The organism is Candidatus Mycobacterium wuenschmannii, assembly GCF_030252325.1.
In the GTDB taxonomy this organism is placed as follows: domain Bacteria; phylum Actinomycetota; class Actinomycetes; order Mycobacteriales; family Mycobacteriaceae; genus Mycobacterium; species Mycobacterium wuenschmannii.
Genome location: NZ_CP126981.1, coordinates 1,195,667 through 1,220,092 on the forward strand (window position 1 = coordinate 1,195,667; position 24,426 = coordinate 1,220,092).

Here is a 24,426-nt window from a genome sequence, read left to right on the forward strand (position 1 = left end):
TCTACGCGGCGAGCGCGCGCACGTGCATGCCGGAGAACGGGAGTAGATCCATGCAGCCACTGCCCGAAGCACCTTTCGACAAAGAACTCGGGCTGACGTTCACCGAAATCACCCCGGACGGCACCCGCGCCCACCTGGACGTCGCGCCCAAACTGCTGCAGCCCATGGGCATCGTGCACGGCGGGGTCTGGTGCTCGATGGTGGAGAGTCTGGCCAGCGTCGCCGCCTACACCTGGATCGACGCCAACGGCGGCGGCTCGGTCGTCGGCGTCAACAACAACACCGACTTCTTACGCGCGATCAGCACCGGAATGGTCTACGGCGCTGCGACACCAATTCATCGCGGACGACGACAGCAGCTGTGGCTGGTCACCATCGTCGACTCCGACGAGCGGCTCGTGGCTCGCGGCCAGGTTCGGTTGCAGAACCTCGAGGCCGACAGCTAACTGGCGGCCTTGGCCGTCTCGTCCTGGTGCGCCTCGGCGGCCAGGACCGCCAATTGTTCGAGCCGGGTGCGGGCGAAGGCCTGCTGCTCGGTGATCGTGAGCTGACCCCGTCGACCACTCAGGAATGTCACGATCCACGACAACACCGTGGTGATCTTGTTCTTGAAACCGATCAGGTACACCAGGTGCAACAGCAGCCATGCGAACCAGCCGATGATGCCGCCGAATTCCAGTGGGCCGATCTTCACGACGGCGTAGTAACGCGACACCGCGGCCATCGAGCCCTTGTCGAAGTACTGGAACGGCTCGCGCTGCACGGGATCCGCCCCGGCCAGCTCGGCCTTGATGGTTTGCGCGGCGTACTTGCCACCTTGGATGGCACCCTGAGCGACCCCGGGAACGCCGTCGACGGCGGCCATGTCACCGACGACAAACACGTTGGGGTGACCGGGAATTGAGAGATCGGGCTCCACCTTCACCCGGCCCGCGCGATCGAGTTCGACCCCGGACTGCCGGGCCAAGTCGCGTCCCAGCGGGCTGGCCGAGACGCCGGCCGACCACACCTTGCAGGCCGACTCGATGCGGCGGGTGGTGCCGTCGGAGTCCTTGACGGTGATGCCATCGCGGTCGACGTCGGTCACCATGGCGCCGAGCTGGATTTCGACGCCCATTTTCTCCAGCCGCGCCGCAGCCTTGTGACCGAGCTTCTCGCCCATCGGCGGCAGCACCGCAGGGGCGGCGTCGAGCAGAATCACCCGCGCCTTGGTCGAATCTATGTGCCGGTAAGCGCCTTTCAGCGTGAAGTCGGCGAGCTCGGCGATCTGGCCGGCCATTTCGACGCCGGTCGGTCCGGCGCCGACGACAGTGAAGGTCAGCAGCTTCTTGCGCCGCTCGGGATCGCTGGAGCGCTCGGCCGCCTCAAACGCGCTCATGATCCGGCCGCGCAGTTCCAAGGCGTCGTCGATGGACTTCATGCCGGGTGCGTATTCGGCGAAATGGTCGTTGCCGAAGTAGGACTGGCCCGCGCCGGCCGCGATAATCAAACTGTCGTAAGGGGTTTCATAGCTGTGGCCGAGCAACTCCGAGACCACGAACTTGCCCTTGAGGTCGACATGAGTGACGTCGCCGAGCAGGACCTGCGCGTTGTGCTGGCCGCGCAGGATCATTCGGGTCGGGGGAGCGATTGCACCCTCGGCGACGATGCCCGTCGCCACTTGGTAGAGCATCGGCTGGAACAGATGGTGGGTCGTGCGGGCGATCAACTTGATGTCGACGTCCGCGCGCTTGAGCCTTTTCACGGCGTTCAGGCCACCGAATCCCGAACCGATGACCACTACCCGGTGTCGGCGATCGGGCGCGGTGTTTTCGGGCAGGGCGTTCATGGCGTCATTGCTCCTCAGCGGCGACAGCGTTCGCCTCTACGATAGCCGTCGGGACCTGCAATTTTCGACGTAAATCGCGTGTGATCGCCCACACCACAGAGCGTCACACGTGACGCACCTCGCTAGAGACCGACGACCGGTCGCAGCGCCTCGCCGACCGCCGCGATGACACCGGGCGTGTACGACGGCATGTTGATGATCACGCCGTCGATTCCCGCGTCCAGCACCTTGGCCTTGACCTGCTCGGCGATGTAGTCGGCGCTGCCGGCCAGCATGCGTCCGCCCATCTCGTCAGGGACCTGGTCCGGCTTCACGTTGTCGTCGAGCAGCACGGTCACCAGCATGCTGGTCTCCAGCGTCGCGGGATCACGGTCGATCTCCTCGCAGCGCTCCCGGACGACCTTGACCTTGCCCGCGAGTTGGTCGAAGCCGGCGATGACGTTGAGGTGATCGAAGTGCCGCACCGCCAGCGGAATCGTCTTCTTCTCACCGCTGCCACCGATCATCAGCGGGATGTGATCGCGATAGCGGGGATTGGCCAATGCATTGTTCGCGCGGTAGTACTCACCGGAGAAAGTCGGCCGCTCACCTTTGAGCATCGGCAGGATGATCTCCAGCGACTCGTTCAGTCGATTGAAACGGTCGGTGAAGGTGCCGAATTCGAAGCCGAGTTCGTCGTGCTCGAGTTCGAACCAGCCGGTGCCGATGCCGAGAATCGCCCGCCCCGCGCTGACCACGTCGAGGGTGGTGATGGCCTTGGCCAGCAGCGTGGGATTGCGGTACGTGTTGCCAGTTACCAACGTGCCCAACTGAACTCGCTCGGTCGCCGTCGCGAGCGCTCCGAGGGCGGTGTACGCCTCGAGCATCGGCTGGTCCGGAGAGCCGAGCATCGGCAGTTGATAGAAGTGGTCCATCACGAAAACCGAGTCAAAGCCTGCTGATTCGGCTTCGCGTGCCTGCGCGATTACGGTGGGAAAGAGTTGTTCGACGCCGGTGCCGTAGGAAAAGTTGGGAATTTGGAAGCCAAGTCGAATGGTCACAAAGTCCACCCTAGTGACCGGCGCGCAGCCGCGACGGTCACCGAAGCGAATTACGCGCTCAGCGAATTACGGTCAGGCGAACTGAGTCAACGCGCCGTGGCTGACGTGCAGCGTCTGCCCGGTGATGTGGCGGGCGGCGCCGCTGGTCAAGAACAGCGACATCCGGGCGACCTCGGCGGCAACCGAAGGCGGGGTGCTGGACAGACCCTCGTAACCCTGCTGCGCGCTGCGTCCCGCGGCGACCGCGTTCACGGTGATACCGCGGGTGCCGAAGACCATGGCCTGGCCCGCGACCCAACTGGCGAGGGCGGCCTTGACGGCGGCCTCGGCGCTGCCCGGGCGGGGGTTTTCCGGCACGACGCTGATGATCGAACCGCCGGAGCGCAGGTGGTCGCCGACCGTCTCGAGCGTCAACACCGCCGACAGGACGGTGTCATCCAGCGATGTGCGCCAAGCCGAGGCGAGGTCGGACAGCGAATAGGCGCGCGGGTCGCCGGAGTTCCAACGCGGGGCCGGAACGTTGACGATGGTGTCGAGGTGATGCGGGAAGAGATGACGAATCTCAGCCAGCGCGGCCGGGTCGGTGTTGTCGCAGACGATCGCGTCCGCCTCGATCTCCTTGGCCGCTACCTCGAGGTCGTCGCGGCGAGCGCCGAGCAGCGTGACCGTGTGGCCGTCGTTATGAAATTCCTCAGCAACGGCGCGACCCAACTCGGTGTCGCCTCCGGTGACCAGTACCTCCACCGCCATGACCTCCTTGTATTCAGCATTGAATCCAGGTGCCGGCTCGTGTCGAGCAGCCGCGGTCTCCGCCGAGAGCAACGGTTTTCCGATGCTTCGATGGTGGCACACCGCAACGCCGGTCCCTGGGATTTCAGGGCGTGTATGGCATTAACGTTTCCTTATGTTACTGGACGGTAGCTAGATATGAAACTCCGAATCCGGCACGAGGCGGTCACCGTTTGGACAACGCTGAGCGTCGTGGGACCTCGACTCGGCAGGCTGCGCCGCCCCGCGGCGGGGGGCTTGCTGGCAATCGCGGTGGCCACCCAGGTGAACGCCTGCGGCCAGAAGCCGCTGCCGTCGACGGCGGCGGGTCCGTCGTCCATCCACTCACGCGCCACCTCGATCATGGTGTTTGCCGCCCTACAACTCAAACCGGCGTTCACCTTGTTGGCCGGCCAATTCCAAACCGAAAACCCCGGCACCACAGTCGATTTCAACTTCGCGAGCTCGGCCGAACTGGCCAACAAGTTGACCCGGGGTGCCAAAGCCGACGTCTTCGCCTCCGCGGACGCGGCCCAGATGGACACGGTGATCAAGGCGGATCTGACGAGTAGCGAGCCGGTCAATTTCGCGTCCAACACATTGGTCATCGTCACCGCGCCGGACGACCCGAAGCAGGTCCGCTCGTTCGCCGATTTGGCCCGGCCGGATCTGCGGGTCGCGGTGTGCCAGGCGTCGGCGCCGTGCGGGGCGGGAGTACAGCGCATCGAGGACAACACCGGCGTGCACATCGATCCGGTCAGCGAGGAGACGATCGGGTCCGCGGTGCTGGCCAAAGTCACCGCAGGCGAGGCGGACGCCGGCCTGGTCTACATGAACGATGCGCACAAGGCCGGCGACAAGGTCGCCTCGATCACCTTCCCTGAGTCCGCCGACGCGGTGAACAGCTATCCGATCGTCGCCCTCAAGCAGGCGGCCGAATCGGTTCTGGCACAGAAGTTTGTCGACCTGGTGGTCGGCGCGACGGGCCAGCGGGTGCTTAGCCAGGCGGGCTTCGCCGGACCTTGACGTTGACGCGCCCGGCGGCGCCGTCGTTGCCGAATTGTCACCTACCGGGCCCACGGCATACAGCCGAAACGGTGAGCTGCAAATTTGCCTCGAGCACCACGCGGACGGGTATCGAAAAAACGGTCGAAACGTCGGCTGTTCACCCTTGCGCCACGGGGTAACACGGTAGGTTTTTTGGTCATGAACGAGGTGGATCGCTATTCAACCCGGCCCAAAAACCGCTGGATGACGCGCGTGCTTGTCGCGATCGGCGGCGCCGGTGCGATCACGTTCGCCCTGCCGGTCGCCGCGGGAGCCGATCCGCCAAATCCGGGGCCGAGCCCCGCGGTTCCGGGTCCGGCCAACCCGGCCCCGGCCAACCCCGCTCCAGCCAACCCCGCTCCAGCCAACCCGGCGCCTGCCAACACCGCTGCCAACCCGGACGGATCGCCCGGTCCTGGCGGACCCGCCGCGGGGCCGCAGAACACCGACCCGGTGGCGGGGGCGCCCGCGACCGAGGCCAATCCGGGCGGCCCGGCCCCGGTGGACCCGAACGCGGGTCGGATCGACAACCCGGTCGGTGGCTTCAGCTACGTGCTGCCCGCGGGGTGGGTGGAATCCGACGCGACGCACCTGGATTACGGTTCGGCGCTGCTCAGCAAGATCGCGGGCACGCCCGCGCCGGGCCAGCCGCCGCCGGTTGCCAACGACACTCGCGTGGTGCTCGGCAAGCTGGACCAGAAGCTCTACGCCAGCGCCGAGGCCGACAACAGCAAGGCCGCGGCGCGCCTTGCCTCGGATATGGGTGAGTTCTTCATGCCGTACCCGGGCACCCGACTCAACCAGGAGACGATCCCGCTCGGTGCCAACGGCGCCGCAGGAGGCGCCTCGTTCTACGAGGTGAAGTTCAGCGACGCCAGCAAGCCGAACGGCCAGATCTGGGCGGGCGTGGTCAGTGCGCCCGGACCGGCGGGCGCACCGAGCCAGCGCTATTTCGTGGTGTGGCTCGGCACCGGCAACAATCCGGTCGACAAAGCGGGCGCGAAAACACTGGCCGAGTCCGTCCGCCCGCTGGCCGCAACCCCAGGCCCCGCCGCAGGGCCCGCGCCCGCCGGACCGGCTGGACCAGCACCGGCAGGACCGGCTGGACCCGCACCGGCAGGACCCGCACCGGCAGGACCCGCTGGACCAGCACCGGCAGGACCCGCCGGACCGGCAGGACCGGCGCCCGCTGGACCGGCAGGACCCGCACCGGCAGGACCCGCCGGACCGGCAGGACCCGCACCCGCTGGACCCGCTCCGGCGGGCCCGCAACCCGCCGGCGGTAACGGGTCGCCGGCCGCGCCGAACACAGTGGCGACCTAACACCGCCGCCGGCCGAAAGCGGCCTCGCAAGCGCGTTGCTGGTTAGGCTTTCGGGTATGTGCACAGCCAGTCCGGTAGTGGGCTGCACACAAATCAATACGCATAGGAGCCGGTCGTGATTCTCCACATTGTTTGGTTGCTCATCCTCGGCCTCGTCGTCGGCCTCGTCGCGCGACTGATCGTTCCCGGTAGCCAGCCGCTGGGGCTGATTGCCACGTCATTGCTAGGCATCGTCGGCGCCTATGTCGGCGGAACACTGGGCAGCGTCGTGTTCCCGCCGCATCAATTCACTGTCACCCCGCCGATCAATCACTCGTTCCTCGGGGCGCTGGTCGGCGCCGTGCTGCTGCTGTTCATCTACAAGGCGGCTAAATCGCGCACCTGACGCCCCCCACGATGCGCGCCTGGCAGGTGGCGCATCCGGGACCCGTCAGCGCCGAACCGCTGGAGTACGTGCGCACGCCGGTTCCACAACCGGGCCCGGCGGACCTGCTGGTCGCGGTCCGCGCCTGCGGCGTGTGCCGCACCGACCTGCACGTCACCGAGGGCGACCTGCCGGTCCATCGCCCACGGGTGACGCCCGGACACGAAGTCGTGGGCGAGGTGGTGGCCGTCGGCACCGACGCCGGCGACGAGTTCCGCGTCGGCGATCGGGTCGGAATCGCGTGGCTGCGACACACCTGCGGGGAGTGCGCCTACTGTCGCAGGGGCGACGAGAATCTGTGCCCAGACTCGCGCTACACCGGGTGGGACGCCGACGGTGGTTACGCCGAATTCGCCACGGTGCCGGCCGCTTTCGCCCATCACCTGCCAAGCGGATACTCCGACAGCGAACTTGCGCCGCTGTTGTGCGCCGGCATCATCGGCTACCGGTCGCTGCAGCGCGCGGCGCTACCGGTTGGTGGCCGACTGGGTCTCTACGGATTCGGCGGCAGCGCCCACATCACCGCTCAGGTCGCACTCGCGCAGGGCGCCGAAGTCCACGTCATGACCCGCGGCGTCGCGGCCCGGCGGCTGGCGCGCGAACTGGGGGCCACGTCCGCCCAGAGTGCCGACGAACCGCCGCCGGTAAAGCTCGACGCGGCAATCCTTTTCGCGCCGGTCGGCGATCTGGTGCTTCCCGCGCTGGAGGCGCTAGATCGCGGGGGGACGCTGGCCATCGCGGGCATCCACCTCAGCGACATGCCGGCGCTGAATTATCAGCGCCACCTGTTCCAGGAGCGCCAGATCCGCTCGGTGACGTCGAATACCCGGGCCGACGCGAGGGCCTTCCTCGACTTCGTCGGCACCCACCGCATCACGGTGACCACGCCGGAGTATCCGCTGCATCAGGCGAATCGAGCGCTGTCGGACCTCAGCACCGGCCGCATCTCGGGCGCCGCGGTGTTGCTCGTCTAGTGCAGTTGCCAGACCAGAGCGGCGGCCAGTGCACCCATCCCGTTGAGCGACCAGTGCAGGGCGATCGGCGCCAGCAGACTGCCGCTGCGCCGCCGTAGCCAGCTGAACACGAAACCTGCTGCGGCTGTCGCAATCACCGCGAGTACCACCCCGATCAGCATGCCGAGAACTCCGCTGCCGAACAGCCGCGTGAAGCCGACGTTGCTGCTCGTCAGACCCAGCGACGTCGCGATGTGCCAGAGGCCGAACAGCAGCGAGCCGACCAGCGCGACACCACGAAATCCCCACGCGCGGTTCAGCGTTCCATGCAGCACACCGCGGAAAGCCAGCTCCTCGGGGATGACGGTCTGCAGCGGAATGACGACCATCGACGCCATCAGCGCACCGGAGATCGTCGCGTAGCGGTGGTTCATGAACATCGGCCTGGTCATCGGAAGCAGAGCGCCGACCGCGATCACCGTGACGACGAGAGCGACGGCGCCCGCCGCGTAGGCGGCACCCGACTTCCAGTGCTCGCGTCCCAGACCGAGTTCGGCCCAACCCAGGCCGTTGCGCCGCAGCCAGGCCACCAGGCCGAGCGCGGCCACCGGGACGGTCACGACACTGGCCCACGGGGTGGTGAAATGCGCGATCAGGTTGGTCAGCGCGAGCACCGCGACGACGACGGCAACGTCGACCTGGATGCGGAATTGGTGTAGCGCCGAGAGTTGCGCGAGCAGCGGATGCTGCTCAGCGGCGGCGCTCTCGTAGCCGGTCATCTCACCAGGCTACGGGCTGTGGCGGAGTCAACGCGCGAACTGTTCCACGAGCACTACCTGTAGCTCACCCACCAGGAACCCGAGCACGGCCCCCACCATGACCATCAACATCTCGTCGTCCTTGAAGACCGGACGCAGGATCGCCTCGTACTCGTCGGGGGACAGCTTGTTCATCTTGTCGACGATCAGGTTCTCAATGTCGAGCGTCTTCGCGGCGTACTCCTTGGCCTGCTGCATGGTCTCGGGGAGCCGCTCGAGCAGCATCTGCACGATCGCGTCCTTGGCTTGGTGGTAGCGCTTGGTGCCGATCGCGAGCTTGATGAACGGTTGCGCCACACCGGCCTGAGCGTCGAGCGCCGACGAGACCTCCTTCTCGATCGCGGCGAACAAACGCTCGGCGGTCGGCCCGTGCAGAATCGCGTCGAGCAGGGCGTCGGGATGAAACAGGTCATTGGCCAGGATCCGGGCGTAATCGCGGGTTACGTTGTCGCGCTGGGTATGTAGCACGCCCTGGATAGGGATGAAGCCGAAGAGTTTGACGGGCTCGCGGGGAATGAAGATCAGGTTCAAGGCGAGCCAGTCGCTGGCGAACCCGGTGACGAACCCGAAGCCCGGCATGATCCACGGGTTGTGGAAGACGCCCCACGCCACCATCTGCACCAGGCCGATCGCGAAGCCGAAGTAGATACCGCTGCGGCGGATGAACTTCATCGCCGCCCCGCCCATGCCCTTCAGCAACTCGTTGAGCTGGGCCTTGTTGTTCACCAGCGTGGTGACCGCGAGGTACTGCAGATCGACGAAGCGCGGCAGATCGGACTTCATTTCGGCGAGCAGGTTGTCGACCACCCCGGGGGCCGCCGCGTGCACCCGGGACAGCACCGCCTTGCGGCCGGCCTCCGGGATCGCGTCCCACAGCCCGGGGCGCACCTGCTCGGCGAGGTCGCGGGCCATCTCGTCGATGGTTCGGGTCAGCGGCTCACGAAGCTCGTCGACCGCCTGCTGGGCGTCGATCTTGTCCAGAATCTCCTCGGGGCGCAGCAGCTTGTCGGTGAGCATCTGGATGGTCACCGCCGCGGTCTTGCCGGCGCGGCGCGGCACCACCCCCTGCCAGCCGAACGGCCCGATGCCGACGAACTCGATCGGTTTGTAAAGCATCTGCAGCGCAACAAGTTTCGTCGTATAGCCGACGAATGCCGCCACCAGGGGCATCGACAGGTAGATGAACCAGTTGAGCTTGGCATCGGCGACGATTTCACCGAAGGACTGACCCCACGCGACGACCGAAGAGGTCACTCCCGCTCCCTGGGGGCACTTGCCGCCGCCCACAATTCGAGGCCCAGGCCGGACAGCTGCAATGTGTACTTGTCGATGCGCGCCGGGATCGGGCCGCGGCTGGCGGTTTTGATGGCCTGCAGCACCGCGGTGTCGGCCGCGAGGATCTCGTATTCGTCCTTCATCTCGGTGTCCTCGGGGCCCGACTCGACGAGGCCGAGTGAGAGAAGGTGGCTCACGTACATCGGGGTCAGCTGCGGCAGCGCGAGGTTGGCGGTCTTGCCGATCAGAGACATGTTCTCCAGCACCACCTCGACGCCAAGTCCGGCCCGGGTGCGGGCGTACACGTTCAGCAGCGGGGACGTCGAGCCGTCCGACAGGGCGCTGATGATGCGGGCCTCGTCGGGAACGATCTGGTCGAGGATCTTGTGGAACAACTCCTGGCGGCTCGACGCGGTGTTCTGCCCGATCGCGCGATCGAGCAGGCCGTGCATCTTGGCGTCCAGTCCGTCGGCGTTGGCATCCTCGTCGGCCTCGGCGTCGATCTCGACGAGTTCGGGCACCCCCGCGGTGGATCCGTTCATCCCGGAGCGGATCAGGCCGAAGAACTGACGCTCACCCCAACTCGCGGCGTTGATGTAGGCGCGCACCGTCTGTTCGGCCATGTCGACGAGCCCGGCCGGAGTGAAGCGTGAGGACATGGGCTGAACGGTAGTCAACCCGCGGCGCCCTTTCGCCGATTTCACGAGCGCCGGTGTCGAGGCACATGATCGAACTTGACACCTGCCAACTACGCTGACCAGATGCCAGACGACCTGCTCGCATCGCTGCGGGTGCTCGACCTGTGCGACGACGACGGCGACGCCGTCACCCGACTGCTTGCCGACTTCGGCGCCGACGTCGTGAAGGTGGAACCACCCGGCGGCAGCCCGTCGCGCACCCGGCGCCCGACGCTGCGCGGCACCGGCGTGCGGTTCGCGCTGCACAACGCGAACAAGCGCAGCGCGGTGCTCGACCCGGCCAGCCCGGACGACCGGGAGCGGCTGATCGAACTCGCCGGCGACGCCGACATCGTCGTCGACAGCGGATTCCCCGGGCAGGCCGCGAGCTACGGAACCTCGTGCGAGGAGTTGGCCGACCGGTTCCCGCATCTGGTGACGCTGTCGGTCACCGACTTCGGCCGGACCGGCCCGCGCGCGTCGTGGCGGGCGACCGACCCGGTGCTCTACGCGCTGTCCGGGGCACTGTCCCGGTCCGGCCCCACCACTGGCACACCGGTTTTCCCGCCGGACGGGATCGCCTCTGCGACTGCGGCCGTGCAGGCCGCATGGGCCGCGCTGGCCGCCTATTACCACCGGTTACGTTGTGGCACAGGCGATTATATCGACTTCTCCCGGTTTGAGTCCGTTGTGATGGCGCTCGACCCGGCGTTCGGAGCGCACGGTCAGGCCGCGGCGGGCGTGCGGCATCCCGACCGGTGGCGCGGCCGCCCGAAGAACCAGGACGCCTACCCGATCTACACCTGCAAGGACGGCCACGTCCGGCTGTGCGTGATGTCGCCGCGACAGTGGCACGGGCTGCGGCGCTGGCTGGGGGAGCCCGCGGAGTTCCAGGACCCCAGGTTCGACGTGATCGCGGCGCGCTTCAAGGCGTGGCCGCAGATCGGCACGCTAGTGCAAGAGCTTTTCGCCGACCAGACGATGAAAACGCTTGTTGCCGAGGGACAATCGCATGGAGTGGCGATCTCCGCGGTGCTCGACCCGGCACAGATCCTGGCATCGGAACACTTCCTGGAGGTCGGCGCCGTCACCGACGCCGAGTTAGTCCCCGGCGTGCACAGCACCATTCCGACCGGCTACTACTCGGTGGATGGTCAGCACATCGGCTTTCGCACACCCGCCCCGCCCGTCGGTCGCGACGACGCGCGCTGGGCCGCAGGCTCAACGACGATCACCGCGCCCGCCGCCTCCGGTCCGCGACCCTTCGACGGCCTACGCATTATCGACCTCGGCATCATCGTCGCCGGCGGCGAATTGAGCCGCCTGTTCGGCGATCTCGGAGCCGAGGTCATCAAGGTCGAGAGCGCGGCCTATCCGGACGGGCTGCGCCAGGCCCGGGTCGGCGACGCCATGAGCGAATCCTTCGCCTGGACGCATCGCAACAATCGGGCGTTCGGCGTCGACCTGCGCAGCGACGCCGGCAAGCGGGTCTTCGGCGAGATGGTGGCGGGAGCCGACGCGGTGTTTGCCAACTTCAAACCGGGAACGCTTGCCGCACTGGGCTTTCCGTACGACGCCCTGCGGTCGCTGAATCCGCGCGTGGTGCTGGCGGAAAGCAGCGCCTTCGGCGACCGAGGCCCGTGGAGCAACCGACTCGGGTATGGACCGCTGGTGCGTGCCACCGCGGGCGTGAGCAAGCTCTGGACGGACCCGCACGCGACATCCGACGACGCCGGATCCCGTCACCAGTTCTACGACGCGACAACGGTTTTCCCCGATCACGTGGTCGGACGGATCACGGCGGTCGGGGCGCTGGCCGCGCTGATCCACCGTGACCGAACGGGCCAGGGGGCGCGCGTGCACGTCTCGCAAGCCGAGGCCGTCGTCAATCAACTGGACGTCCGCTACGTCACCGACTCGGCACGGACCGACGATGCCGCTGGACTGCGCGACGACACCAGTGTGCACGAGGTGTTCCCCTGTGCGGGTGACGACGAGTGGTGCGCGGTCTCGATCCGCACTGACGACGACTGGCATTCGGTCACAAAGGTTCTCGACGTGGGCGAGCTGGCCGACGATGCCCGATTCGTGACCGGTGAGGCGCGGCAGCAGCATCGCGTCGAGCTGATCCAACGTCTGTCGGCGTGGACGCGCGACCGCACCCCGCAGCAGGTTGCCGATGCTCTGCAGTCGGCGGGCGTTCCGGCCGGTCAGATGAATCGTCCGCCCGACATCCTGGAAGACCCGCAGCTATGCGAGCGAAAGTTGTTCAGCGACATGCGTCATCCGCTGTTCGACAACGTCCTGCCGGCCGAGACCGGCCCGGCGCCGTTTCGGCACATCCCGCCGGCACCGCAGCGCCCGGCCCCGTTGCCCGGGCAGGACACTCGCGACATCTGCCGCACGGTGCTCGGCATGAGCGACGACGAAACCGAACAATTGATCCATGACGGGGTGCTGTTCGCATCCACCGATATCGCGGAAGGTCCTGCTTGATGCCCGTCAATCCCAGAACGCCGGTGCTGGTCGCCCACGGCCAGATCAATCATCGCGACTCGGCGCTCGACGACGTCGAACCGGTCGACCTGATGGTCGCCGCGGCCCGCGAGGCGGCCGATACGCGCGTGCTGGAGGCGATCGACTCGATCCGGGTGGTCAACCTGCTGTCGGTGTACTACCGCGACCCGGCATTGCTGCTGGGTCAACGCCTCGGCCTCGGGAAGTTCACCACCAAATACAGCGGCATCGGCGGCAACGTCCCGCAGACGCTGGTCAACCGCGCCTGTGCCGACATCCAGCAGGGCCGCGCCGAAGTGATTCTGGTGGCCGGCGCGGAGATGTGGCGCACGCGCCAGCAACGCCGCAAAGAGGGCCAACGGCTGACCGCCACGGCGCAGGACGACGCGGTGCCGCTGCCCGAGGGCAGCGACGAGAACGTACCGATGGCCGGCGATGCCGAGATCCGCATCAAGCTGGACCGCCCGGCCTTCATCTACCCGATGTTCGAGGAGGCGCTGCGGATCAGCGCGGGGGAGTCGGTCGACGACCACCGTCTGCGCATCAGCACCCTCTGGGCGCGGTTCAGTGAGATCGCGGCGCACAACCCGAACGCCTGGATCCGCACGCCGGCTACCGCCGAGGAGATCGCGCAGCCCAGCGCGTCGAACCGGATGATCAGCTGGCCGTACACCAAGCTGATGAACTCCAACAACATGGTCGACCAGGGTGCCGCCCTGATCCTGACGTCGGTGGAGGCCGCCACCCGGTTGGGCATTCCGACCGATCGGTGGGTGTTCCCGTACGCGGGAACTGATGCGCACGACACCTACTCCATCAGCGAGCGGGCTGAGCTGCACCGATCGCCGTCCATCCGGATCGGTGGCAAGCGCGCGCTGGAGCTGGCGGGGCTGGGCATCGACGAGATGGACTACGTCGACCTGTACTCCTGCTTCCCGTCGGCGGTGCAGGTGGCGGCCAACGAACTCGGGCTGCCGTCCGACGACCCGGCCCGGCCGTTGACCGTCACCGGCGGGCTGACGTTCGCCGGTGGCCCGTGGAACAACTACGTCGCGCACTCGATTGCGACGATGGCCCAGCTGCTCACCGAGAACCCAGGCCGCCACGGCCTGATCACCGCCAACGGCGGCTATCTGACCAAACACAGCTTCGGGGTGTACGGCACCGAGCCGCCGAAGACCGAATTCCGTTGGGAGGACGTCCAACCCGCGGTGGACAGGGAGCCGACTCGAACGGCGGCGGTCGAGTGGGAAGGCGTCGGCACGGTCGAGTCGTGGACGACGCCGTTCGACCGGGACGGTCAACCAGAGAAGGCGTTCCTGTCGGTACGCACCCCCGACGAGCGGCGCACGCTGGCCCTGATCAGCGACCCCTCGGCGGCCGCGCAAACGGTCAACGAGGACATCGGCGGCGCCAAGGTCACCGTCCATGCCGACGGGTCGGCCACGTTGCAATGAGTTAACGGGGTTAGCTGAAAGCTTCCTGGGAACCCCTACCGGCGACTATTGTCTGTCAATCGACTAGACGCCGTGGAGGTGCTCGGGCGTGCGGATCCTGCTGACCGGCGTCACCGGTGTGCTCGGGCGCGCCACGGCCCGGCAACTGGTCGCTGCCGGCCACGCCGTCACCGGCATCGCGGCCCACCCACACGAGAACCTGCATCCCGAGGTCGACTTCGTCTGCGCAGCGCTGGGCGATCCGGTGTTGCAGCGGCTGGCCAACGCCGCCGACGTGGTGCTGCATCTCGCCCCGATCGAACCGGGTACGCCCGGCAGCGTCGGTATCGACGGTCTGGTCCGGGTGTCGCACGCGGCCGCACGGGCGGGCGCTCGACTGATCTATGTGTCCGCCGCGTCGGGAGAGCCGACGCTGTACGGGCAGGCCGAGACGCTGGTGGACAGCGGTTGGGCGCCGAGCCTGGTCGTGCGAATCGCGCCGCTGGTGGGGCGTCAGCTCGACTGGATGGTCTGCCGGACCGTCGCAGGCCTGCTCACTGGCAAGAGCGCGGCCGCCCCGGTACGGATATTGCACGTCGACGATCTGCTTCGGTTCCTGGTGCTCGCGGTCGCGACCAATCGCACCGGCATCGTCGACCTGGCCAGCCCGGACGCCGTAGATGTCGCTGCCGCGCGCGGATTGTTGCGACCTGGCGGGCAACGTGCGCCGCGGACCCGCCGGCCGGGTTGGGCGCAGCCGGCACCGGACCTCGACCTCGCGGAGCTGCAGGACTCGTGGCGGTTCGAATTCGGTTGGCCGACAACCGATGCCATTGCCGACACCGGCCGCGGACTGGCGGGCCGAAAGCTCGTCGGCGCGGGCGCCGGAGCCCTGCCCGGGCATCTGCCACTGCCGGTCGAGGTCGTCCCGCCGATCGAGCCGTGGGATGGCGCGCCCCTGCGCTGCGCGTCGCCGGACGAGCAGGAAGGCGAGTTCGACGACCGGGTCGATCCCCGCTTCCCGGTCTTCAGCGCTGCCCCGCTGGCCGCGACGCTGCCCGGTCCGCTGACGCCGATGACGCTCGACGTCCAACTCAGCGGGCTGCGCGCGGCCGCGCGGGTGGTTGCCCCGCTACTGGCCTCCGGGGACGCCGTCGCCGCCGAATGGGGGAGCAGAGCGATCGCGGTTTTCGGTCACCGCCCCTACATCGGCGTCTCGACGAGCGCGATCGCGGCCCAGCAGCTTCCCGGCTGGGACGTCGACAAGGTGATGCGTGCGGCCCTGGGCGAGTCGTCGGTCGAATCGCTGTTCCCGCACGGCCGCCCGCCGAACGGTGGTGCACTGGGCTCCGCGGCCGCCAAGGCGATCGTCCTCAAGCGGGCGTTGGCGTCGCTGCGGCACCTGAAGACCGACACCCAGGCTTACCTCGCGGCGGCGGCCTCCGAGCATCGCGCTGCGGCGCAACTGAATTCTCTGCCGAACGCCCAGCTCCAAACACGGGTGCGGCTGTTGCGCGACCGGATCCACCAGGGCTGGGCACTGACCGGGCTGTGGCTCATCGACAGCGGTGTCACCGCGGCGACCGTGGAACGACGCGGCGTCCACGTCGCGGTCGCGGGCATCGGCGCCCTCCTCGACAGCGATGCCGTCGGCGCCACGACCTCTTCGCTGGCGGCGTTGATCCGCAACGACTCCCGGGCGTGTGCGCGAGCCATCGACGGCAACCTCGACGGCGTCGTGGCCGAATCACCAAGCGCCGGCGCGGCCTTCGCCGCGGCGATCGACCGCATCGGGCATCGCGGTCCGGGCGAGGTCGAGTTGGCGAATCTGATGATCGGCGACGACCCGACGATCCTGCTCGCCGCCGCCGGGCGCGAGGCGACGGAACTTTCGCAGCGGCCGGTCCCGATCAACAACGAGGCGAAGCTTTCGGAGCGGCTGGCGGCCAGCGCCCGCGCATCCCGGGAGTCGGCCTACGACGCCACCATCCGATACACCCATGAGTTACGAATGACGTTGCGCGAACTGGGCTCACGGCTCGCGGCCGAGGAAGTCATCGACGTCGCCGGCGAGATCTTCTACCTGACGTGCGACGAGGTGGTCACTGTCCCGTCAGATGCCCGCCTGCGAATCAAGCGCCGCCGCGCCGAGCGGGAGCGGTTCCAGGGACTCCGCCTGCCCGACGTCATCACCGTCAGCTGAGCGCGTCGCTCAGCGAGACCTCCGGGTCGGCCAGCTTGTCCGGATCGACCGGCTCCTTCTTATGGATCAAATTCTTGATGTCGTCGAGCGCATCCCAGATGTTGACCTGCATCCCGGCCAATACCCGATTGTCGGTGTCCAGCCAGAAGGCCACGAACTCGCGGCTGTCTTTGTCTCCGCGAAACACCACCCGCTGATAGTCCGGCGCGTGGCCGGCGTACTCCATGCCGAGGTCGTACTGATCAGTGAAGAAGTACGGAAGTTCTTTGTATTCGCCCGGCTCGTCGAGCATTCCGGCCACCGCGACGGCGGGCTGCTTGAGCGCGTTGGCCCAGTGCTCGGTGCGAATCCGATCATCGAACAGTGGGTGCTCGGCTGCGGCGATGTCACCGACCGCAAAGATGTCCGGCGAACTGGTCCGCAGCGAGGCGTCGACCAGTATTCCGCCGTCCTCGATTGTCAGACCCGCGCGTTCCGCCAATTCGGTATTGGGTTGGGCCCCAACGGCTATCAACACCCTGTCGGCGGTGATCGTCGACCCGTCGCCGAGCTTGAGGCCGGTGGCTTTGCCGTCCTCGGTGGTGATTTCCTTGACCTCGGTATCAAGCCGCAGATCCACCCCGTGATCGCGATGAAGCTGGGCGAACACCTTGCCGATCTCGTCCCCGACGGCACTGCTCAGCGGCACCTTGGCAGTCTCGACCACGGTGACGTCGACCCCGCGCTGGCGCGCGCTCGCAGCGACCTCCAGTCCGATCCAGCCGGCTCCGATCACCGCCAGCGACGACCCCTCCTTGAAGGTGGTGTCGAGGTTGACAGCGTCTTGGTACTTGCGCAGGTAATGCACTCCGGTCGACTCGGCACCCGGGATCGTCAGCCACCGCGCGCGCGAACCGGTGGCCAGCAGCAGCTTGTCGAAGTGCAGGGTGGTGTCGTCGGAGAGCGTGACCGTGTGGGCCGTCGGATCGATGGCGACCGCCTCGGTGTCGGTCCGCAGCTCGATCTTGTTGCTGCGGTACCACTCTGAATCGTGAACGGTGAACTCTTCGAGCGATTTCTTGCCGGCAAGAAAGTCCTTGGACAATGGCGGTCGCTCGTAGGGAAGATGCTCCTCGTCGGCCAGCAGCACAACCTTTCCGTCGAAACCTCTTTCCCGCAGTTCCTCGGCCGCCTTGGCTCCGGCGAGTCCGCCGCCCACGATGACGAAAGTTTTCGAGTCAGCCACGATCGCTCCTATCTATGACTTGCTGGCGCACGTCGTCGTCGAGTGATGCTCGTACCAATGCGGCCGCGAGACGCGCATTCGATCGCGGCGCGAGGGCGCCGAGTTCTGCGGGATCTCCGGGCAGGCTTAACGATTTCGCGGTCCTAGTGGCGCGTTGGTCGAAATACGGGCGCACCCATGTCCAGACGTCCTGGACTTCGCGAAGATAGATGTCGGCGCCGGTATCGCCGATTCCCTTGAACTGCTTCAACATTCGTTTGGCGGACGCGACGTCTTCGCAGCCTCGGCGCGGAATCTCGCGCAGATCTCCGGAGTATTCGTCGACGACCCGCTGCGCCATCTCGGTGAGGCGGGTCGCGGAACTCTCGTCGTAGCGGGCGTAATGCGCACGACCGAAGGCGTCGATCATCCTGGGCCGGTCGGCCTTCAGCACCGCCTTCGGCGTCTTGAGTCCGTCGTTGAACAGTTCGCGTCCGGCTCGCATGGCAATGGTGGCGTCGATGGGCTTACTGGCCAGCATGCACAGCACCAGAAGCTGGAAGAGCGGCATGGGTTTGTCACTGACCCGGACATTCGCCTCGCTGGCGTAGGTCGTGCCGGCGACTTTCAGCAGTCGTCGGACCACCTGCGTGTGCCGGTCCATGGATGTGCGCTTACCCGTCCGCCGGGTTCGCAAACGTGCGGCTCATTTGGGTGGCAGCCCCCGCGCGTAGTCGGCGCCGCGGTCCACCCACGCCGCGAGTTGCCGTTTCGTCTTTACTCCGGCCGTGTCGACGCGAATCCACCCGCGGGTTTCGCGACCGGCCATCACCATCGGGTTGACGTGGTCCCGGGCCAGGAGTTGTTCGGTCTCGTCCGGCGGAACCCGCACCATGATTCCGCCCTGCTTGCTGACGGCCACCGCCATGTTTCCATTGATCAGGAAGGCCAGCCCGCCAAACATCCGCTTCTCGTCGACACCGCGGTTCGACGCCAACAACTCACGAACGCGCTCGGCGAGGTCGAGGTCGTAGGCCATGCTCAGTCCAGGTCGACCCGGATGGTCAACAGGTCGCTGCCCATCAGGCGGACCAGCGCGCTGTTGACGCCGGGCAGGGTGCGCAGTCGCTCGTTGACGTCGTCACCCGGCAGCAGGTGGGCCGTGCCCGACCGCCACTTACCCCGAATCCGCACTCGCACAGCCGGATTGGCTTTGATGTTGAGCACATAATGCGAGTGCTCGCCGTGCTCGGACACCATCCAGAACTCGTTGCCGACGACGCGTCCGCCGATTGCGGTGCGCCGCGGCTCGCCGGACTTACGCCCGGTGGTCTCCAGCATGGTCATCGGTGACCGTCGACCAACTGGATTGACCACCAGGCGTTGAGCCGTGTGAACGATGCGTCGCTTGAGCTGCTGCAGGTCGGGCATGCGTTTCTCCTATGTCAAGCCGCTGCCGGTTGGCAGGGCTTAGTTCGGTGTTGCTGGTCGGTGTGGAGGTGGCTGAAAACGACGCGGGCCAGGCGGCGTTTGAGGCAACGCAGGGCTTCGGAGTTGGAGTCGCCTATAGCAAGGCGGTGTCGGTAGTAAGTGCGGCCCAAGCCCTCGAGGCGGATCTGAGTGACGGCTATGCGATGCAGGGCGGCGTTGAGTTGCCGGTTGCCCGAACGGGTCATCCGAACCCGCCCCGCGGTATTGCCCGACCACACCGGAATGGGCGCCACCCCGGAATGGCGGGCGAAGGCGGCCTCACTTTTGAAACGAGTTACCCCGGCTGTTTCACCGACCAGCTTGGCCGCGGTCAATTCCCCGCACCCGGGCATCGCCAGCAGCGCAGGCGCAACCGCGCGTACTCGCGAACCGATCCGGTTAGCCAGTGCCTCGATTGCTTCGGTCAGCCGGGTAATGTCGGCGAGCTCATCGCGGGCCAACTCGGCAACCAGACCGGGCACCGTCACCAACCAAGCGCCCAACAGCACGCGATGTTTGGAGCGGTCCAACGAAGCCGGAACCGGGGCACGCTCGGGATCGAGTTCGTGAACCCGCCAGCGCAACCGGTTGATCATCGCAGTCCGTTGTGCCACAAGGACTTCCCGGCGATCCACCAACAGCTTCAACTCGCGCGACACCTCATCGTGAGATGCGACAGGTAGGTCGGGTTCGCGAAGAAACGCCCGCGCAACCGCCAGCGCATCAATCGGGTCAGACTTACCACGAGTACGCGCTGAGGCCCGGGCTTGAGCCATCAACTTCGGCGGTACCCGCACCACCTGCTGGCCAGCGGTGAGCAGATCCCGTTCCAACCGCGCCGACAAATGCCGACAATCCTCGATCGCCCACACCACCTTGGTGCCAAAGCGCTCGCGGACCCACATCACTGCCTCGGCATGACCGGCGGTGACAGCCCTAACAGTCTTCTCGCCAAGCTTGCGCCCCACCTCATCGACGGCGACGAACGTGTGCGTGTGCTTGTGTACGTCGGCTCCAACAACAACCATGGTGATTGCCTCCATTCACTGTGAGGTGACGGTTGGGCCGGTCGGCGGACACATCTCAGTGGGGGCGGTGCCACGCTCCTATCAAGTCACGCCGGCCGGTCCTTCACACCCGGCGTCGACAAAACGCATGAACGCCAACCCAAAGGCGGCAGGCAGGCTATGAGCCAGACACCGGGTGATCAGGATCCAACCACCGCAACCTCCTGCGGCACCTCACCCTGACACTGACGTGAGGCTATCCGACATCAGGCGGCAGCGGTCACCTCTTGCGATGCCGGCTCCAGCGCCTGCGCGACGATCTCGGCCACGTCGGTCATCGGCCTGACGTCCAACGCCTCGAGCACCTCGGCGGGCACGTCATCCAAGTCGGGCTCGTTGCGCTGCGGGATGAATACCGTCGTCAGCCCGGCCCGCTGCGCCGCCAGCAGTTTTTGCTTGACGCCACCGATCGGCAGCACCCGGCCGTTCAGCGTGACCTCGCCGGTCATGCCGACGTCGGCTCGCACCTGCCGGCCGGTCGCCATCGACACCAACGCGGTGATCATCGTGACACCCGCCGACGGGCCGTCCTTCGGGACCGCGCCCGCGGGCACGTGCACGTGGATCCTCCGATTCAGCGACTCCGGGTCGACGCCCAATTCCTGTGCGTGCGAACGCACGTAGGACAGGGCGATCTGCGCCGACTCCTTCATCACGTCACCCAGCTGACCGGTCAACTGCAGACCCGGCTCACCGTCATTCGCGCCGGCCTCGATGTAGAGGACGTCACCGCCCAGGCCGGTCACCGCCAACCCGGTCGCGACGCCCGGCACGGCCGTGCGCTCCGCCGACTCCGGGGTGAACCGCGGACGGCCCAGGTAGTCCACCAGGTCCGGCTCGTCCAGGACAATCGGGTCCTCCGGCCCGCTTTCGGCGATCTTCGTGGTCACCTTGCGCAGCGCCTTCGCCAGCAGCCGCTCGAACTGCCGCATGCCCGGCTCGCGGGTGTAGTCCGCGGCGATCTTGCGCAGCGCATCCTCGGTCACGCTGACCTCGTCGTCGGTCAGCCCGGCGCGGTCGCGCTGGCGGGGCAACAGGAAGTCGCGCGCGATGGCGACCTTGTCGTCCTCGGTGTAGCCGTCGATCTGGACCAGCTCCATCCGGTCCAGCAGCGCCGACGGGATGTTCTCGATCACGTTGGCGGTCGCCAAGAACACCACGTCGGACAGGTCCAGATCCAGGTCCAGGTAGTGGTCGCGGAAGGTGTGATTCTGCGCCGGGTCGAGGACCTCCAGCAGCGCCGCACTCGGGTCGCCACGGAAGTCCGTGCCGACCTTGTCGATCTCGTCAAGCAGCACAACGGGATTCATCGACTCGGCCTCGCCGATGGCGCGCACGATCCGGCCGGGTAGCGCACCGACGTAGGTACGACGGTGTCCGCGGATCTCGGCCTCGTCGCGCACACCACCGAGGGCGACGCGGACGAACTTGCGACCCAGGGCGCGGGCGACGCTCTCACCCAGCGACGTCTTGCCGACACCGGGAGGGCCGGCCAGCACCATCACGGCGCCGGAGCCACGTCCGCCGACGACCTGCAGGCCGCGCTGGGCGCGACGGGCTCGCACCGCCAGGTATTCGACGATGCGGTCCTTGACGTCATCCAGACCGTGGTGGTCGGCGTCGAGGATTTCGCGCGCCGCCTTCAGGTCGGTCGAGTCCTCGGTGCGGGTGTTCCACGGCAGGTCGAGCACGGTGTCCAACCAGGTGCGGATCCAGCCACCCTCCGGACTCTGGTCGCTGGAGCGTTCCAGCTTGCCGACCTCGCGCAGCGCCGCCTCGCGGACCTTGTCCGGCAGGTCGGCCGCCTCGACGCGGGCACGATAATCGTCAGACCCTTCCGGCTCGCCCTCGCCCAGCTCCTTGCGAATCGCGTTCAGCTGCTGGCGGAGCAGGAACTCCTTCTGCTGCTTCTCCATGCCCTCGCGGACGTCGTCGGCGATCTTGTCGTTGACCTCGACCTCGGCCAGGTGCTCGCCGGTCCAGTCGATCAGCAGATGAAGGCGACGGCCCACATCTTCGGTCTCCAACAGCTGACGCTTTTGCACGTCGGTCAGGTACGACGCATAGCCGGCCATGTCGGCCAGCGCCGACGGGTCGGTCAGCTTGTTCACCACGTCGACGAGCTCCCACGCCTCCCGGCGCTGCAGCATCGCCAGCAGGAGTTTCTTGTATTCACCTGCGAGCGTGCGGGTTTCGTCGGTGGGTTCGTGGTCGGCGACCTCTTCCACCTCTACCCACAGCGCGGCACCCGGGCCGCTGGCGCCGACGCCGATGTGGGCGCGACGTTCACCGCGCACGACCGCCGCGGTGCCACCACCGGGGATCCGGCCGACCTGAACGATCGTCGCGAGCACACCATAGGACGGGTAGCGGTCGTCTAGTCGGGGAGCGATCAGCAACGTGCCGGATTCGGTGGCACGTGCGGCGTCGACGGCGGCACGGGCCGCGTCATCCAGAGCGATCGGCACAACCATCCCGGGCAGGACCACCGGGTCACTGACGAACAACACCGGCACTGATGTGGCTTCAGCCATTATTCCTCCAAAGTTAAGCCTGATGCGCTCAACCTGGACCGGGTCCAATTCATTCCCGGGCGGTGTCGGCGACCATGCCGCGATGCATCACCCGGTCTCCGTCGACGCCGCTGTGATCGGCACGGTGCAGCACGCACCGGTTGTCCCAGATGACGACATCCCCGGGCGCCCACGCGTGCCGGTAGACATTGTCGTCCCGGGTGGAATGCGTGAAGAGGAACGCGATGACACCGGCGGCTCGCTCCGCGGACATGTCGCTGACCTCCGCGCACCGCGCGGGCGAGCTGAGGTAGACGAACGTGCGCCCCGAGATGGGATGGATGCGGAAGATCGGATGAACCGCCGACTTTTCCTGGTCCGGCCCCAATCGCAGCCCGGTCACCACATGCGTGATGGTCCGCCCGTCGAGTTCCTGACGAACACGCAAGGGAAGTGACTCGAAGGCGGCGTACTGGTTAGTGAACAGCGTCTGTCCGCCGCGCCTCGGAACGGTGTGTGCCCGTAACGCGGTGTACGCCGGGGGCTTTCGCACGTAGCTGGTGTCGGTGTGGAATGTCGACCGCGGCGGGGTGGTCCTGCCGACATTGCTGACGACGTTCAGGGCCGGGAAGCCCGGGACCGGTGTTTCGCCCGCCGTGAACATGGTCGGGCCGAAACTGCGCAGGAATCGCAGAAATTCGTCGTTGCCGACGTGCTGGCCGGGAAGGACGAGAACGCCGTGTTCGGCGAGCAGTCGTCGCAGCGTGGCGACCACGGCCAAGTCGAGCGTGTCGACCCGGAGGCCTGTCAGCCGGGCACCGACCGGTGTCATCGGGGTGATGTCAAGCACCGCGCCCCTTCGCGTTTCAGCTCGGCGAGCCCGATATCGAGCAGTTGCCGAACGCCGATACCGCGAGCCGCTGCCATCACGGCAAGCACGCTGCTCGGTGAGTACGAGCAGTAAAGTCCGGCTTCTAAGAACCAGGGTTCGCCATCGGGGTCGATGCGAAAGTCGAACAGGCTGTAGTGCCGGCAGCCCAGCGCGCCGTGACAGCGCCGCGCAACCTCCCAGACCCGGCGCGTGATGTCGTCGTACTCGGGAACGATCCATGCTCGCGTCTCGTCCTTGGCGACCAGATAGAGGTCGCCGTCTGCGGTGCGGGCCAGTTTGTCCGTCCGGGTTCGGATGGGTTTGTGGTGGGTGTCCACCGCGTACTCTTCGAGCGGCAAGCAGATCAGTTCACCGTTGCGAACAATGATGCCGCAGCGCACTTCTCGACCGAGCTCGACGTAAGCCTCGACAAGAACCGCGTTGCCGTGACGAAGCGCCCGCGCCGCCGCGGCGTCGTATTCGCCCGCGTCACGAGCGAGAGACACCCCGACGGAGTTGTCGGCGCATACCGGCTTGACCACCACGGGATAGGGCAGTGCGGGGCGCTCACCGCGACCGAGCACCTCGGCTTCGGGTACCGCGACTCCGGCGGCCGCCACGCTGCATCGCGTCATGAATTTGTCTGCGGCGACGGCCATTACGTCGGCCGAGTTGCCGAGGTACGGGATCCCGATCTTGTCGAACAGGGCCCGATAGGTGGTCATGCCGGGGAGACAGAACATCTGCGGGATCACCGCGTCCGTCTCGAGCGTGCGTATGTGACCTAGCGCACCCGCGAGGCTCATGGCATCAGCCTTCGCGATGGCTTCCCCGCTCAACGACGTTGGAAAGCGCCATGATCCGTCGGGCGAGACGTAAGCAATGTGCGAGACGTGGCCGCCCAGGGCGTCCAGACACGCGCCGGCGTACAGGCGGGACAGATCGGCATGGAAACCATCGACGGCCGAGCCGACGAGGTGCAGTAGCCGCAT

At 67.0% G+C, this 24,426-nt stretch carries 22 protein-coding genes; 8 read left to right on the top strand and 14 right to left on the bottom strand.

The window, feature by feature from the left end; all coding sequences use genetic code 11:
- Positions 1-50 precede the first annotated feature (50 nt).
- Entirely contained in the window at positions 51-446 is a 396-nt protein-coding gene (locus PT015_RS05770; protein ID WP_285189496.1) for a PaaI family thioesterase, read from the top strand.
- Here the strand turns inward: PT015_RS05770 and PT015_RS05775 are convergent.
- The 3 genes from PT015_RS05775 to PT015_RS05785 form a co-directional block, all read right to left on the bottom strand.
- Positions 443-1,828, bottom strand: coding sequence for an NAD(P)/FAD-dependent oxidoreductase (locus PT015_RS05775; protein WP_285189498.1), 1,386 nt, complete (start codon positions 1,826-1,828; stop codon positions 443-445). The genes PT015_RS05770 and PT015_RS05775 overlap by 4 nt on opposite strands.
- Positions 1,829-1,950: 122 nt before the next feature.
- A complete protein-coding gene (locus PT015_RS05780; protein ID WP_285189500.1) occupies positions 1,951-2,868 on the bottom strand; it encodes an LLM class F420-dependent oxidoreductase in 918 nt (305 codons plus the stop codon).
- 72 nt (positions 2,869-2,940) lie between these two features.
- Positions 2,941-3,618: an SDR family oxidoreductase gene (locus PT015_RS05785; protein WP_285189501.1), complete on the bottom strand. Its 678-nt coding sequence runs from the start codon at positions 3,616-3,618 to the stop codon at positions 2,941-2,943.
- Positions 3,619-3,795: 177 nt separating this feature from the next.
- On the opposite strand from PT015_RS05785, the gene modA reads away from it, so the two are divergent.
- The 4 genes from modA to PT015_RS05805 all read left to right on the top strand — a co-directional run bounded on the left by modA (position 3,796) and on the right by PT015_RS05805 (position 7,404).
- Positions 3,796-4,662: a molybdate ABC transporter substrate-binding protein gene (gene modA / locus PT015_RS05790; protein ID WP_285189502.1), complete on the top strand. Its 867-nt coding sequence runs from the start codon at positions 3,796-3,798 to the stop codon at positions 4,660-4,662.
- Positions 4,663-4,842: 180 nt separating this feature from the next.
- On the top strand, positions 4,843-6,006 hold the full coding sequence (locus tag PT015_RS05795; protein ID WP_285189504.1) for an APA family fibronectin-binding glycoprotein: 1,164 nt from the start codon (positions 4,843-4,845) through the stop codon (positions 6,004-6,006).
- A gap of 115 nt (positions 6,007-6,121) precedes the next feature.
- On the top strand, positions 6,122-6,391 hold the full coding sequence (locus PT015_RS05800) for a GlsB/YeaQ/YmgE family stress response membrane protein (RefSeq protein ID WP_285189506.1): 270 nt from the start codon (positions 6,122-6,124) through the stop codon (positions 6,389-6,391).
- Between the two features lie 11 nt (positions 6,392-6,402).
- A complete protein-coding gene (locus PT015_RS05805; RefSeq protein ID WP_285189507.1) occupies positions 6,403-7,404 on the top strand; it encodes a zinc-binding alcohol dehydrogenase family protein in 1,002 nt (333 codons plus the stop codon).
- Here PT015_RS05805 and PT015_RS05810 read toward each other — a convergent pair.
- From PT015_RS05810 to PT015_RS05820, 3 genes are read right to left on the bottom strand one after another with little or no spacing between them, the layout of a single operon-like run.
- Entirely contained in the window at positions 7,401-8,162 is a 762-nt protein-coding gene (locus PT015_RS05810) for a CPBP family intramembrane glutamic endopeptidase (RefSeq protein ID WP_285189508.1), read from the bottom strand. The two genes, PT015_RS05805 and PT015_RS05810, sit on opposite strands and share 4 nt — an antisense overlap.
- Positions 8,163-8,189: 27 nt before the next feature.
- Entirely contained in the window at positions 8,190-9,455 is a 1,266-nt protein-coding gene (locus PT015_RS05815; RefSeq protein WP_285189509.1) for a DUF445 domain-containing protein, read from the bottom strand.
- Complete coding sequence (locus PT015_RS05820; protein ID WP_285189511.1) at positions 9,452-10,135, bottom strand: Abi-alpha family protein; 684 nt, start codon at positions 10,133-10,135, stop codon at positions 9,452-9,454. The genes PT015_RS05815 and PT015_RS05820 overlap by 4 nt, the downstream gene beginning before the upstream one ends.
- A gap of 102 nt (positions 10,136-10,237) precedes the next feature.
- Between PT015_RS05820 and PT015_RS05825 the strand changes: the two genes are divergently transcribed.
- The 3 genes from PT015_RS05825 to PT015_RS05835 all read left to right on the top strand — a co-directional run bounded on the left by PT015_RS05825 (position 10,238) and on the right by PT015_RS05835 (position 16,309).
- On the top strand, positions 10,238-12,649 hold the full coding sequence (locus PT015_RS05825; protein ID WP_285189514.1) for a CaiB/BaiF CoA-transferase family protein: 2,412 nt from the start codon (positions 10,238-10,240) through the stop codon (positions 12,647-12,649).
- On the top strand, positions 12,649-14,127 hold the full coding sequence (locus tag PT015_RS05830; protein WP_285189516.1) for an acetyl-CoA acetyltransferase: 1,479 nt from the start codon (positions 12,649-12,651) through the stop codon (positions 14,125-14,127). The genes PT015_RS05825 and PT015_RS05830 overlap by 1 nt, the downstream gene beginning before the upstream one ends.
- A gap of 88 nt (positions 14,128-14,215) precedes the next feature.
- Positions 14,216-16,309: an NAD-dependent epimerase/dehydratase family protein gene (locus tag PT015_RS05835; RefSeq protein WP_285189519.1), complete on the top strand. Its 2,094-nt coding sequence runs from the start codon at positions 14,216-14,218 to the stop codon at positions 16,307-16,309.
- Here the strand turns inward: PT015_RS05835 and PT015_RS05840 are convergent.
- From PT015_RS05840 to PT015_RS05875, 8 genes are all read right to left on the bottom strand, one after another.
- Positions 16,302-17,534 carry an NAD(P)/FAD-dependent oxidoreductase gene (locus PT015_RS05840; RefSeq protein ID WP_285189521.1) on the bottom strand — a complete coding sequence of 411 codons (1,233 nt, stop codon included), beginning with the start codon at positions 17,532-17,534 and terminating at the stop codon, positions 16,302-16,304. The two genes, PT015_RS05835 and PT015_RS05840, sit on opposite strands and share 8 nt — an antisense overlap.
- On the bottom strand, positions 17,527-18,177 hold the full coding sequence (locus PT015_RS05845) for an endonuclease (RefSeq protein ID WP_285189523.1): 651 nt from the start codon (positions 18,175-18,177) through the stop codon (positions 17,527-17,529). The genes PT015_RS05840 and PT015_RS05845 overlap by 8 nt, the downstream gene beginning before the upstream one ends.
- A gap of 42 nt (positions 18,178-18,219) precedes the next feature.
- The gene (locus tag PT015_RS05850; RefSeq protein ID WP_285189526.1) at positions 18,220-18,552 is read right to left on the bottom strand and encodes a TfoX/Sxy family protein; all 333 of its coding nucleotides are present in this window, start codon (positions 18,550-18,552) and stop codon (positions 18,220-18,222) included.
- Between the two features lie 2 nt (positions 18,553-18,554).
- Positions 18,555-18,944 carry a nitroreductase/quinone reductase family protein gene (locus PT015_RS05855; protein WP_285189527.1) on the bottom strand — a complete coding sequence of 130 codons (390 nt, stop codon included), beginning with the start codon at positions 18,942-18,944 and terminating at the stop codon, positions 18,555-18,557.
- 14 nt (positions 18,945-18,958) lie between these two features.
- Positions 18,959-20,026: an IS110 family transposase gene (locus tag PT015_RS05860; RefSeq protein ID WP_449247814.1), complete on the bottom strand. Its 1,068-nt coding sequence runs from the start codon at positions 20,024-20,026 to the stop codon at positions 18,959-18,961.
- Between the two features lie 230 nt (positions 20,027-20,256).
- Positions 20,257-22,584: an endopeptidase La gene (lon, locus tag PT015_RS05865; protein WP_285189530.1), complete on the bottom strand. Its 2,328-nt coding sequence runs from the start codon at positions 22,582-22,584 to the stop codon at positions 20,257-20,259.
- Between the two features lie 49 nt (positions 22,585-22,633).
- The gene (locus tag PT015_RS05870) at positions 22,634-23,413 is read right to left on the bottom strand and encodes a TauD/TfdA dioxygenase family protein (RefSeq protein WP_285189532.1); all 780 of its coding nucleotides are present in this window, start codon (positions 23,411-23,413) and stop codon (positions 22,634-22,636) included.
- On the bottom strand, positions 23,392-24,426 hold the full coding sequence (locus tag PT015_RS05875; RefSeq protein WP_285189535.1) for a D-alanine--D-alanine ligase family protein: 1,035 nt from the start codon (positions 24,424-24,426) through the stop codon (positions 23,392-23,394). Before PT015_RS05875 ends, PT015_RS05870 begins: the two co-directional genes overlap by 22 nt.